General features: G+C 35.0%; 15 protein-coding genes. 13 read left to right on the forward strand and 2 right to left on the reverse strand.

The features are described 5' to 3' along the window. Positions 1-114 precede the first annotated feature (114 nt). Both PN450_RS15020 and PN450_RS15025 read left to right on the forward strand, forming a co-directional pair. A complete protein-coding gene (locus tag PN450_RS15020; protein ID WP_168204369.1) occupies positions 115-273 on the forward strand; it encodes a hypothetical protein in 159 nt (52 codons plus the stop codon). Between the two features lie 130 nt (positions 274-403). Continuing rightward, positions 404-1,417 carry a type I glyceraldehyde-3-phosphate dehydrogenase gene (locus PN450_RS15025; RefSeq protein ID WP_148765731.1) on the forward strand — a complete coding sequence of 338 codons (1,014 nt, stop codon included), beginning with the start codon at positions 404-406 and terminating at the stop codon, positions 1,415-1,417. On the opposite strand, the gene PN450_RS15030 is transcribed toward PN450_RS15025, so the two are convergent. Next, positions 1,414-1,542, reverse strand: a complete 129-nt coding sequence (locus PN450_RS15030; RefSeq protein ID WP_271836797.1) for a hypothetical protein — start codon at positions 1,540-1,542, stop codon at positions 1,414-1,416. The two genes, PN450_RS15025 and PN450_RS15030, sit on opposite strands and share 4 nt — an antisense overlap. An 11-nt stretch (positions 1,543-1,553) precedes the next feature. Then, a complete protein-coding gene (gene thiL / locus PN450_RS15035; protein ID WP_271836798.1) occupies positions 1,554-2,576 on the reverse strand; it encodes a thiamine-phosphate kinase in 1,023 nt (340 codons plus the stop codon). Positions 2,577-2,895: 319 nt separating this feature from the next. On the opposite strand from thiL, the gene PN450_RS15040 reads away from it, so the two are divergent. The 11 genes from PN450_RS15040 to PN450_RS15090 all read left to right on the forward strand — a co-directional run bounded on the left by PN450_RS15040 (position 2,896) and on the right by PN450_RS15090 (position 12,980). Then, positions 2,896-3,702 carry an ABC transporter permease gene (locus tag PN450_RS15040; protein ID WP_271836799.1) on the forward strand — a complete coding sequence of 269 codons (807 nt, stop codon included), beginning with the start codon at positions 2,896-2,898 and terminating at the stop codon, positions 3,700-3,702. An 84-nt stretch (positions 3,703-3,786) separates the two neighbouring features. Beyond that, complete coding sequence (locus PN450_RS15045) at positions 3,787-4,512, forward strand: Uma2 family endonuclease (RefSeq protein ID WP_271836800.1); 726 nt, start codon at positions 3,787-3,789, stop codon at positions 4,510-4,512. 91 nt (positions 4,513-4,603) lie between these two features. Then, positions 4,604-5,335 carry an ABC transporter ATP-binding protein gene (locus PN450_RS15050; RefSeq protein WP_271836801.1) on the forward strand — a complete coding sequence of 244 codons (732 nt, stop codon included), beginning with the start codon at positions 4,604-4,606 and terminating at the stop codon, positions 5,333-5,335. A 35-nt stretch (positions 5,336-5,370) separates the two neighbouring features. Next, positions 5,371-8,139: a glycosyltransferase gene (locus PN450_RS15055; protein WP_271836802.1), complete on the forward strand. Its 2,769-nt coding sequence runs from the start codon at positions 5,371-5,373 to the stop codon at positions 8,137-8,139. A 34-nt stretch (positions 8,140-8,173) separates the two neighbouring features. After that, a complete protein-coding gene (locus PN450_RS15060) occupies positions 8,174-9,091 on the forward strand; it encodes a glycosyltransferase (protein WP_271836803.1) in 918 nt (305 codons plus the stop codon). A gap of 72 nt (positions 9,092-9,163) precedes the next feature. Continuing rightward, on the forward strand, positions 9,164-10,012 hold the full coding sequence (locus tag PN450_RS15065) for a glycosyltransferase (protein ID WP_271836804.1): 849 nt from the start codon (positions 9,164-9,166) through the stop codon (positions 10,010-10,012). An 18-nt stretch (positions 10,013-10,030) separates the two neighbouring features. After that, positions 10,031-11,098: a glycosyltransferase family 4 protein gene (locus PN450_RS15070; protein WP_271836805.1), complete on the forward strand. Its 1,068-nt coding sequence runs from the start codon at positions 10,031-10,033 to the stop codon at positions 11,096-11,098. A gap of 327 nt (positions 11,099-11,425) precedes the next feature. Next, complete coding sequence (locus tag PN450_RS15075) at positions 11,426-11,827, forward strand: hypothetical protein (RefSeq protein ID WP_271836806.1); 402 nt, start codon at positions 11,426-11,428, stop codon at positions 11,825-11,827. Then, the gene (locus tag PN450_RS15080; RefSeq protein ID WP_271836807.1) at positions 11,824-12,291 is read left to right on the forward strand and encodes a type II toxin-antitoxin system VapC family toxin; all 468 of its coding nucleotides are present in this window, start codon (positions 11,824-11,826) and stop codon (positions 12,289-12,291) included. Before PN450_RS15075 ends, PN450_RS15080 begins: the two co-directional genes overlap by 4 nt. A gap of 51 nt (positions 12,292-12,342) precedes the next feature. After that, the gene (locus PN450_RS15085; RefSeq protein ID WP_015080357.1) at positions 12,343-12,570 is read left to right on the forward strand and encodes an AbrB/MazE/SpoVT family DNA-binding domain-containing protein; all 228 of its coding nucleotides are present in this window, start codon (positions 12,343-12,345) and stop codon (positions 12,568-12,570) included. Further along, positions 12,570-12,980 carry a type II toxin-antitoxin system VapC family toxin gene (locus PN450_RS15090; protein WP_271836808.1) on the forward strand — a complete coding sequence of 137 codons (411 nt, stop codon included), beginning with the start codon at positions 12,570-12,572 and terminating at the stop codon, positions 12,978-12,980. The genes PN450_RS15085 and PN450_RS15090 overlap by 1 nt, the downstream gene beginning before the upstream one ends. Positions 12,981-13,211 lie beyond the last annotated feature (231 nt).

Genomic DNA, 13,211 nt, shown 5'->3' on the forward strand with positions numbered 1-13,211 from the left:
AAGTAAGATGGCTTTAGATATAGCAATTTGCATCACTTACCAAAAGCCTCTGTCGGAATTGTCTACAATAGTACATTGGTAGTGAAATTATTGTTTAATTTATAGAAATCATCATTGGTCATTGGTCATTGGTCATTGGTCATTGGTCATTGGTCAGTAGGGGCGAAGCATTTGGAAGATAAATTATCGGTCATTGCTAAAAATAGTTCTCCAAATGCTTCGCCCGTACAGTTGTCAGTTGTTAAGAAGTTTTCCCTGCTCCCTGACTCCTGACTCCTTCTTATAAAATTCTGTATTTTTTTGTTGATCAAAGACTTTATCGTTATAAATAGCCGCCCCCTTTGCGATATGATTGGGGTCAACGATATCAACTTATAGGCATAAATACAGAGGGCAAGATACTGTGATTAGAGTTGCAATTAACGGTTTTGGGCGCATTGGACGTAACTTTGCCCGCTGCTGGGTGGGTAGAGAAAATAGCAATATTCAACTGGTCGGGATTAATGACACATCCGACCCTAGAACTAATGCTCACTTGCTTAGATATGACTCAATGTTAGGCAAGCTGCAAGGTGTAGATATTAGTGCTGATGATAACTCTATAACCCTTAATGGTAATACAGTTAAGTGCGTATCTGATCGCAACCCAGATAACTTACCCTGGAAAGAGTGGGGAATTGACCTGATTATCGAATCAACAGGCGTTTTTACCAGCAAAGAAGGGGCAATGAGGCACGTAAATGCCGGAGCTAAAAAGGTTCTGATTACCGCTCCTGGCAAAAATGAAGATGGTACTTTTGTAATTGGTGTCAATCATCATGATTATGACCACAACATCCATAACATTATCAGTAATGCCAGTTGTACAACTAACTGTTTAGCTCCCATTGCCAAGGTATTAGATGAAAAATTTGGGATCATCAAAGGCATAATGACCACTACCCACAGCTACACAGGTGATCAGCGTTTACTAGACGCTTCTCATCGTGATTTGCGTCGGGCAAGAGCAGCAGCTATTAACATTGTTCCCACCTCTACTGGTGCAGCAAAAGCAGTAGCGTTGGTACTTCCTCAGTTGAAGGGTAAGCTAAATGGTGTGGCTTTGCGTGTACCAACCCCTAATGTTTCCATGGTGGATTTTGTAGTACAAACTGAAAAGCGCACTATTGCCGAAGAGGTTAACCAAGCTCTGAAAGAAGCTGCTGAAGGTCCATTGAAAGGCATTTTAGGTTACAGCGAATTGGAACTTGTATCTTCTGACTATCAAGGTACAGATGAATCTTCTATTGTTGATGCCAGCTTGACTATTGTTATGGGCAATGACATGGTGAAAGTCATGGCATGGTATGACAATGAATGGGGTTATAGCCAACGTGTTCTTGATTTGGCGGAATTAGTAGCTGAAAAATGGGTTTAATTGTCCTTTGTCAGTTGTCCTTTGTCCTTTGTCCGTTGTTTTTCTTTACCACTGACCACTGACCACTGTACGGGCGAAGCATTTGGAGAACTATTTTTGGCAATGACCGATAATTTATCTTCCAAATGCTTCGCCCCTACTGACCAAAATGTTGGAATCCCTGGCTGAGGCTGAGAACTTGGTCGGGGATTTCTGCTTTTTCGTAGTGTAAAATCACTTTTGAGCCTGGGGTAATTGTGCCAATTATGGCTGCACCTGTGCCTAATTTTTGCACTAATGCTAATGCAGGTTCTGGTGGTAAACACAGGACTAATTCAAAATCTTCGCCACCATAGAGGGCATATTTTAATGATTTTTCTGGTTTGAGCCACCCTTCAAAGGCTGATGGTAAGGGTATTTTACTAGATTCTATAACCGCACCGACGTTACTGGCTCGGCAAATTTGTAATATTGCGTCTGCTAAACCGTCGCTGCTATCCATACCGGACATAGGCAGGGAACAGGGGGATATGAGAATTTCTTTGAGGATAGAGATTACATCTAAACGGGGTTTGGGGCGCTGGTGGGCGGTGATTAAGGCTGCCTTGGCTTCAGTTTTGAGGTTTTGAGCTATTTCGGGATGTAAGAGTAATTCTAAGCCTGCACGGGAGGCTCCATGTATACCTGTGATGACAATAGCATTTCCTACTTGAGCGGTGGCACGACGGATGATGAAATTGGGGTTAGCTTGACCTAAGGCGGTAATTGCTAAAGTGGTAATGGGCGATCGCACTATATCACCACCAACTATGGGAACATGATACTTTGACAAGCATTCTGTCATGCCCTGATATAGTCGCTCAACCCAATTTACAGTTACATCTCCCGGTAAACCTAATCCCACAGTTATGCCCACGGGAGTCGCTCCCATTGCTGCTAAATCGGATAAGTTAGCCGCCGCAGCCCGCCAACCAGCATCCTCTGGAGAGGTGGTAACATCACTAAAATGCACACCGTCAACGAGCATATCTGTAGTAACTATCAAAGATTGATTTGGTAAGGTTTCTAAAACTGCGGCATCATCACCAATTATATCGGGTGGACAAAAGCGTTGTAATCTTTCTAAAAGACCTTGTTCGCCAATATCTTGAACTCGTAAGCCAGATAAATCACTATTCATAATTAAATGTACTCATTACTTTATGGCAATAGATCCTGATAGTTCAATACCTTCGCCAAATTGAAAAAAGCCTTGATTCGGAGGTTGGGTTGTGGAACGTTAGCGTTGCCAAGCAATAGCATGAAACCCAACGTATTTGTTGAGTTGCGCTGTCGCTTAACCCAACAAAGCAAAAAATGGCGAAAGTATTGATAGTTTGTAAGTAATACCTAAAGATAGATGAAATTTTACTAATCTTAAAATTAATCGTAAACAATCGGACTTATATAGTATAGAATACCCAAATGAGTTTTTTCTGGTGTGTAATGGTGCTATAAAAATGACACTTTCCCTGAAAGATAATTTAAATTGGTTACAAGTGCAACGTTATTCTGAACTCCTGCACGTCTTAGTAGGAAGGACTCTGAAAGTTCGCTACCGGGGTTCTTTTCTGGGGGTTTATTGGTCACTATTAAACCCTTTAATCATGACAGGGCTGTATACTGCCATTTTTGGTGCTACCTTCGCATCTTATTATGGTAACTCCATCATGAACTATATGCTGGCAGCACTGACGGGACTGTTAGTAATCAATTTTTTCTCGGCTTGCACATCTCAAGCTTTAACCAGCGTAGTCGGAAATGGTGCATTATTAAATAAAATTCGCTTGCCAGTCAGTGTTTTCCCAGTATCAATGATTGCGGCGAATGTATTTCAGTTTTCAGTGGGGGCGTTTCCGTTACTAGCGATTATGACTTTGATTAATTCCCAAAGTCTAGTCAATGTCCTAGCATTAGTATTTCCCTTTCTTGCACTAATTTTAGTTTCTACAGGAGTTGGGTTTTTAGTTAGTGCTTTGTACGTATTTTTTAGAGATTTACCTTACTTTTATGAATTAGTAGTATTTGTAATTTGGATTAGTAGTCCCATATTTTATCCAGCAGCTATTGTTCCCAAGCAGGTAAAACAATTTTTAGGTTTAAATCCCTTATCCCCAATTATTGAAAGTCTGCGTCAGATTACCTTATCAGGTTCTTCACCAGATTTAGGTTTGATTTGGGGGGCTTTACTGAGTGGCATCATTATTTTAACCTTGGGATGGACTTGTTTTCATCTGTGGCGGCATCAATTTATGGATTTGCTCTAACATGACTATCACTTGATAATTGCACGGACTAAATCCTGATAGTTTATAATTAATAAAAGATAGTAATTTATCCCCATAAAATCTATGGCTTTAACCGCACAAGAAATAGAAGCATTAATGCCAGATTGCACTGAACTACTCAGCGACGAACCAGAAATGGAAAGCTCCTTACACTATACACAACTATTAATATTAGTAACTTGTTTAGAATGGTTATGGCGTGATAGAGAAGATTTTTTTATTGGTGCAAATCTTAGTGTTTACTATAGTCGTCAACAGTTAAAAAATCGAGATTTTAGGGGGCCAGACTTTTTTCTAGTCAAAGATACGGAAAAACGTCCACGTCTGTCTTGGGTAACATGGGAAGAAGATGGTAAATATCCCAATCTGATAATTGAATTACTTTCTGATTCTACTGCCAAAGTAGATAAAGGATTGAAAAAACAGTTATATCAAAATCAATTCCGCACTCCTGAGTATTTCTGGTTTTCCCCAAATACCTTAGAATTAGTGGGATGGCGATTAACAGATAGTGAATACAAAAGTATTCCAGCATCAGAAAATGGCTGGTATTGGAGTCAGGAGTTAGGTTTATACCTAGGGATTTGGGAAGATAAGTTAAGATATTTTACTGTTGAAGGAAGATTAGTTCCTACACCAGAAGAAGCTAATTTAGAAGAAATTAGAAAAGCTGAATCCGAACATCAAAGGGCTGAATCTGAACGTCAGCGTGCTGACGAAGCAGAAAATAAAGCAGCTATTTTAGCTCAAAAATTGAGAGAACTGGGTGTTGAGCCTGATAGTTTGTAAATAGAGGTGCTTTACTGAGTGGCACAATTATTTTAGGTTGGGGATGGACTTTTTTCATCTGTGGGGACATAAATTGATGGATTTGCTGTAAATGGAAGTAATACGTTTGGATAATGTTTCGCTGTGGAGAAGAACTCAAGAGGAATTTTCCTATGACTTGAAAAAAACGCTCCTATCTGTGGTAGAAGGTAAATATCGGCAACCGGCTAAAAAATTAGTTTTAGATAATATTGACTTAGTGGTTGAAAAAGGTGAAAAAATAGGTATAATCGGTGCGAACGGTTCTGGTAAGTCCACTCTGTTAAAGATAATTTCTGGGATTCTTCAGCCAACAACTGGTACTGTGAGGGTTCGGGGTCAAGTTGCACCTTTAATCGAACTAGGAGCAGGCTTTGATGCAGAAATTTCTGTGATAGACAATATACTTCTCTATGGTGTATTGTTGGGTTTTTCTAGGTCTGAAATGAAAGCGAGAGCGCGTTCTATTTTGGAGTTTGCGGAGTTGGAGGATTATGCTTTAGTTCCAGTTAAGGGGTTATCTTCAGGTATGGTGGCTCGTTTGGGGTTTTCTATTGCTACAGATGTACAGCCAGAAATTTTAATTTTGGATGAGGTGTTGTCTGTGGGAGATGAGGGTTTTAAGAATAAGTGTAAGCAAAGGATGGATCAGTTTTGGGATGATCATTCTACTGTTTTAGTTGTTTCTCATGCGATGGAATTTATACAACAATCTTGTGATAAAGCAATTTGGTTAGATAAGGGAAAAGTGAAATTTGTCGGAGAGGCAAATGAAGCAGTATCCTACTATTTAAATTCAGTATAAAAAATAAAGAAAAAGTTTATTTAATAAATAAGATTATGAATGAAAGTGGAAAAAAAAACTATCCTTTATCTACTGATGTTACAGAAGAGTCTCTTGATGCTAATAATAGTCTTAAAAAAATGCTAAATTTTATTGGAGAAAATAAGCAAGTAGTTGAGTTTGGTTGTGCATCTGGACATTTTGCTCATATTATTAATAATAGAGGATGTACTGTTACAGGAGTTGAAATTAATCCTGTAGCTGCTGAAATTGCTAAACAATATTGTCAAGAAGTAATAGTTGCTGATTTAGATTTCGTATCTATAAGAGAAATTTTACCAAACCAGAAATTCGATGTAGCAATTTTTGGAGATGTTTTAGAACATCTTCGTAATCCTTGGAAAGTTTTAGAAGAAACAAAGTTGATTTTGAAAGAAGATGGTTTTGTAGTTGCTTCTATTCCAAATATTGCTCATGGAGCAATTCGCCTGGCTTTGCTAAAAGGTGAATTTGAATATACAGAATTAGGAATTCTAGACAACACTCATCTTAGGTTTTTTACCAGAAAAACTGTTGAGGAATTATTCGATAAGTCTGGATATATATTAAATGTTATTGATTGTACAAAATTGCCAATATTTTCAGATAGCAGTTTAACACCTAAAATTAAACAAGAACAATTCAATATTGATATTCTCCAACAAATAGAACAAGATTCAAATGCGGACACTTTACAGTTTATTATCAAAGCGAGTCCTTGCTCCGTAGAAACAAGATATAAGATACTAAGTGATTGCTACTCTAAGCAGATGGAACAAATGCAGCAATTAAAGTTTAAATTGCAACAAACTCACTCAGAATTAGAGCGATCACAATCTCAACTCGAACAAACTCAATCTCAACTGTATAATTATCAAGTTGAATATCAAAAAGTTCAAGCAATTGTTTTGGCTATGGAAACTACAAAATTTTGGAAACTTAGGAAAATGTGGTTTAAATTTAAAACTTTATTTAGCATAAAAAGGTTTTTTTTTAAAAGTTTAGCTAAATTAAAGTTAATATTTATTCTTATATTTACTAATGGTTTAAGTCATACTATTAATATCTTGAAACAAGAAGATAAGATTCCTTTAAGTGACGATATTAATTATCAGAAATGGCTAACTAAAAATTATCCTCGAAAAATAGATTTAACTTCAATGGCTGAGAATATCAAGAACTTGAAATACAAACCAGTTATTAGTATTATTATGCCTGTTTATAATACTCCTGGAGAATTTTTAAAAGAAGCGATAGATTCCGTATTAAATCAAGTTTATCCTTATTGGGAGTTGTGTATCGCTGATGATGCTTCTACTAAACAGTATATTCAATTTTTATTAACTGAATATCTTGATAAAGATAAACGTATAAAAGTAGTCTTTCGAGAAGAAAATGGTCATATTTCTCTTAGCTCTAATTCTGCTATTCATTTAGCAACGGGAGAATATATAGCATTATTAGATCATGATGATTTATTAACACCCCATGCCCTATATGAAGTTGTAAAATTACTGAATCAATATCCTGAAGCAGATATGATTTATTCTGATGAGGATAAAATAAATCAAGAAAGTAAACTGCAAGATCCGTATTTTAAACCTGATTGGTGTCCAGATTCATTCTTATCCCGTATGTACACCTGTCATTTAGGAGTTTATCGTCGAGAATTAGTTAAACAGATAGGTGGTTTTCGAGGAGGTTATGAAGGTAGTCAAGATTATGATTTAGTCTTAAGACTGACAGAAAAAACTGATAAAATATTTCATATACCTAATATTTTATACCATTGGCGTATTCATTCAGAATCTACTGCTCAAGATATATCTACCAAAAACTATGCAACTATAGCGGCACAAAAAGCCATTAAAGATGCGTTAGAGAGAAGAGGAGAAACAGGAAAAGTTATTCCCATTCAAGGTGGATATAATAATGTGAGATATGAAATTAAAAATCATGATTTAATTAGTATTATTATCCCTACTAAAAATTTAGGTAATCTTCTCAATAGTTGCTTAAAATCAGTTTTTGAAAAAACTACGTATTCCAATTATGAAATTTTAGTTATTGATAATGGTAGTACAGAAGAAAAAACTAAGCAAATCATAGAATTATGGAAAATCAAAGAACCCCAAAGATTTAGAAGTGAAGTGTTAGATATTCCTTTTAACTTTTCTAAGATTAATAACTATGCAGTTAAACAAACAAAGGGAAAATATTTACTATTTCTTAATAATGATACAGAAGTAATAAATAATGATTGGCTTCATGCTATGGTGGAGCAGGCACAAAGAACTAATATTGGAGCAGTAGGAGCTTTATTGCTATATTCTGATAACACTATTCAACACGCTGGAGTTACTGCTGGTATTGGTGGAGTGGCTAATCATAGTCATAAAAACTATCCTAGTGAAGCTCATGGTTATTTTAATCAAATCCAAACTATTAATAATTACTCAGCGGTAACTGCCGCTTGCTTAATGTGTCGACGAGAAGTTTTTGAAGAAGTTGGAGGTTTTGAAGAAGATTTAGCTGTTGCTTTTAATGATACTGATCTTTGTTTTAAAATGATTGATAAGGGCTATAGAAATATCTGTTTACCCCATGTTAAACTATATCATTATGAATCAAAAAGTCGAGGCTATGAAGATACTCCAGAGAAAAAAGCAAGATTTAATAAGGAAGTTAAATATATGCAGTCAAAATGGAAAGACATAATTAAACATGACCCTTGCTATAATCCTAATTTAACCAGAGAAAGGGAAGATTTTAGTATTAATGTTTAATAACAATAAGTTTTGAACTTTTTCCCTTAATAATATGAAATCAAAGGTAGCAGCTTATATCACTTGTTATCAAGATCAAGAATCCGCTAATAGGTGTATTCAAGCTATTGAATCTCAATCTATTCAAATTATAGCTATATATATAGTAGATAATTCTGATAAACCGTTATTACTGAATAATAACAGTCAACTGTTGTTAATTCATCATTATCCGAATAATATTGGAATTGCGGAAGGTTTAGTAAAAGCATTAAAATGGGCTATTGAGCAGAAATATGATTTTTTATGGACATTTGATCAAGATAGTATTCCCACTAAAAATTGCCTAGAAATTTTGCTAAATACTTATCATCAATTATCTCAACAAGATAATTACAAAATTGGTATTATTGCCCCTACTGCTTCAGATATCAAAACCAATAAAGTTATAGAAGGTGCAGTCTTTTTTAAAGATCATTTTGTAGCACTTAAACACAATAAAAATCTTGATTTTTACGAATGTGATTCACCAATTACATCAGGTTCTCTAATTGCTTTAACTGCTGCTAAAACTATCTCTCCTCCCTGTGCTGAGTTGTTTATTGATGGTATTGACTTCGATTATGGCTTACGACTCAAAAATAGGGGTTTTCGTAACTTAATTGTTACTAAGGCTATTATGCACCATAACTTTGGTAATCCTATTCAGGTAAAATTTTTGAATCAGCATCGTTATATTCAACAATATTCTGCCTTACGTCACTATTATATCTGTCGTAACCACACTTATCTAGAAATTCGTTTTGCCCAAGGTCATTATCGCCTATCTTCATTAATAAGAAGAATAAAATACATGATTGATAGTATTTTACGTATTATGGTGTATAGTGTCGAGAATAAACAGTTAAAAATATGGGCTTGTTTATTAGGAACTTATCATGGCTTAATAGGGAAGCTTACTAAAAAATGGTAATTGATATCCTAACTAGACAAACTGTACGTTTAAATATTTGTCTTAAAGTAATTATTTTTAAATTAATTTATTATGATATATTTTTTAACAGTTAACTATTACTCTACTCACTTAATAACTAAATTGATAGATTCTTTACCATCTTCTCACAATGATAGTTACCAAATTATTATCATTAATAATTCACTTGATGATAATTCAATTTATCAACTTAAAAATCAATCAACAATAATTATTGATGCTGAAAAAAATCTTGGTTTTGGTGGAGGTTGTAATCTAGGTTTACAATGGATTTATAATCAAAATAAACAAGCAATAGTTTGGATAATTAATCCAGATGCTTTCTTGCCAGAAAATACTTTAGAACAAGCTCAAATATTTTTTGATTCACATCCAGAGTTATCAATTGTAGGGACGATTATTTACACTCCTGAACAGAAAATCTGGTTTGCTGGTGGTTACTTTATTCCTGAAAATGGCGCGATTTCAGAAGTAGATTTATTAACTAATAACGACACGGATTATATTAATTGTGATTGGGTTTCAGGTTGTAGTTTAATAATTAATTTAAAGAAATTTCCTAAATGTCCCTTATTTGATGATGCTTATTTTTTATACTATGAAGACCTTGATTTTTGCAGACGTTATGTTAATCAAGGACATTTAATAGCCATTACTAAACAATTATGTGTCATACATCAACCGTCATCAATTACGAACAGAAACATTTTTAAAAAAATTAGATATAGTACCTATAGTTATTTATTCACAATTAACAGATATACAAATAAATCAGTTTTTACGATCAAACTCATTATACAAATCATCAAAGCAGCAATAGGGTTAATTATCAAACCACAAGCTGCATTAGGAAAAATTTATGGTATATGTGATTATATGAGAAATCAGCAAGATCATTAACAACTATCAATAGTAAAAATGCCATTATCAATCAATCTTTCATTTCTCCTAACCAAACCCACAGGTACAACTACCTACGCTCTTAATCTTTTACCTCACTTACAACCACTTAATTCGATACTTTTAACTTCCCAATCTTTCCCTGACTATAAATGTTATCCAACTCCTCCTAACCTCACATCAGAACAAGGTTTAAAAGGACATTTACGCCGCTTAGTTTGGACACAATTCCAACTACCAAAAATCTATCAAAACCTCAAATCGCAACTTTTATTTTCCCCTATTCCCGAAGCACCTTTATATACCAACTGTCGTTTTATTGTCACAGCCTTTGATATGATACCCTTGCGGTTTCCTAACCGCTTGTCACCATTAACCACATACCATAAATACTATACTCCTGAAGTTTTTAAACAAGCAGAACATATTATTTGTATATCAGAATCAACAGCCAATGATATCACCCAATTTTACCAAATTCCTAGTCATAAAATAACACCAATTCTCTTGGCGGGAGATAACTCACATTTCCAATTCCTCAACCTCCCCACCCGCAATTACTTCTTATATATCGGTCGTCAAGACCCTTACAAAAACCTCCAAAGACTAATTACCGCTTTTTCCGCATTACCTCACAGAAATGACTATGAACTATGGTTAGCGGGACCCTACGATAAACGTTACTCCCCATTATTAGAAATACAAACTCAAGAATTAGGAATAAGTCATCTAGTTAAATTCCTTAACTATGTCTCCTATGACGAATTACCAATAATTATTAATCAAGCAATTGCGCTAGTTTTTCCTAGTCTTTGGGAAGGATTTGGTTTACCAGTTTTAGAAGCAATGGCTTGTGGTACTCCCGTTATTACCTCTAATATTTCCTCCCTTCCAGAAGTTGCAGGAGATGCTGCTATTTTAATTAATCCCTATAATCCAGGGGAAATCACCGCAGCAATGACAACAATTATTAATGATTCAGAAACCAGAAAACAACTTTCAGAAAAAGGTCTAAAAAGAGCAAATCAATTTAGTTGGGAAAAAACTGGACTGGCTACAGTTGAAGTTTTAAAACAATATCTTTGAGTATAACTACAATTGGTGTACATCCTGATTCTATTGCAAGAGATAAAATCCCCGACTTCTTAGAGGGTGTTTGAAAAGTTATGGTTGATGTATCAAATATTTTTTACCCCACCCTAACCCTCCCCTTGTAAAGGGGAGGGAACTGGATTTTTATTGTTTCCCCCCTTTACAAGGAGAAAGGGGGGTAGCAATGTGATGAAAATTACGGAATACCACTTTTCAAACATCCTTTTAGAGCAGTCAGATATATTGTTGTTCATAACTAATTTAGGATTGCTATCTGATAGAATAGAAGAAATATTGACTAGTAAAACCAAGGAGAAACCCATGAACACCTCCATAGAACTTCCGAGCGGTAAAATCCTCAACATCACCCGATTTATTGCCCTAATTCCCAATAACAATAATATTGATAGTGATTATCAACTAATTTTAGAAGGATATCCTCATCCTATCAACTTAGAATCATCAGATGCTCAAAATCTGAAAATAATTTTGCAATCAAAACTAGATCAAAATACCCCAATTAGCACCCATAAATCAACATGGAATCAACAAGAACAACTCCAAAAAAATCAAAAAGCAATGGCAATTTTAGCAGAACGTATTGCAGAACATAAAAATATGTCCGATGAAGAATCATTACAGCAACAAGAGTTTTTTGAAGAATTTAAAAAAACAGTTGATTCACAAAGACCAATAGGACAAAAATTATATTCAGAATTATGATAGTATTTATTGATTCAGGTGTGCTAGGACTGCTCACAAATCCCTATAAAATGGATGCAGCTAAAGATTGTGAAGAATGGCTTTATGCTTTGCTTGCTCGTGGAGTGTATATTTGTTCTTCTCAATTATGTGATTACGAAATTAGAAGAGGTTTAATCTTAATCTCTCAAAATAAACCTAAATCATCTAGTATTCAGAATTTAGATGAACTCCAAGAAATAATCTCGTTTTTACCTATAGACTGGGAATTATTAAAAGAAGCATCTACACTTTGGGCTTCTGCTCGTAGTCAAGGAATACCAACAGCAGATAATAAAAGTTTGGATATTGATATTATTATCTGTAGTCATTGGCAAAAACTTAAAGAAGAGTTTCCTGGTCGCTATATTGTGATAGCAACTACAAATGTCAAACATTTAAGTCGCTTTGCTGAGGCAAAAAACTGGGTGGATATTCAATTTTAAAACCATTATGTAATACTAAAAGTAATAATTTTCTTACTTGAGATCAAAACCATGAGAATTACATCCAAAGGACAAGTCACTATTCCCGTAGAAATACGTGAACAATTAGGACTTACACCCAACACAGAAGTAGAATTTGAAATCATCGGAGATGCAGTTTACGTAAAAAAAACCAAAGCGAAACCCAACCCAGGTAAAACTCTCATAGAAATGATGCGAGGTAAAGCTACAGTCAAAATGACCACCGATGAAATAATGGCATTAACGAGACAAGACTAATGAAAGAAATACTCGTTGATAGCAATATAATCTTGGATATTGTCACAGAAGATCCAAATTGGTTTGATTGGTCAGCTAATAAGTTAACTGAATATGCTGAAAAGACAAAACTTAACATTAATCCCATTATCTATGCCGAAGTCTCAATTGGTTTTCAAAAGATAGAAGAACTAGAAGCCATATTACCTATCAAGTTTTTTCACCGTTTAGACCTACCTTGGGAAGCAGCATTTTTAGCGGGAAAATGCTTTGTAAAATATCGTCAACCAGGTGGAACTAAAAAATCTCCGTTACCTGATTTCTACATAGGCGCTCATGCGGCAATTATGGATATGATACTTTTAACCAGAGATGTGAATCGTTACCGCACTTATTTTCCCACCTTAGAACTAATAGTTCCAGAATATTAATAGACATCTCCATGTTTTCGGGCGCAATTATGAGTAAAGACGTTCTATAGAACGCCTCTACCTTGTCCTCAGATGTCTATTGATGAAATCGTGAACTACCTACACTTCCCTTGCGGGTAAGTATAGGCTTCCTACCCAGTTAACAGCTTTTTGCTCTTCGAGAACAACAAGACTGATGTTAAGGCGATAGGCTGACCCCTCGTTCCAAAGGCAAAATCAAGGTTAATCAAC

Origin of the sequence: Dolichospermum lemmermannii CS-548 (assembly GCF_028330815.1) — a bacterium.
GTDB lineage: Bacteria > Cyanobacteriota > Cyanobacteriia > Cyanobacteriales > Nostocaceae > Dolichospermum > Dolichospermum lemmermannii.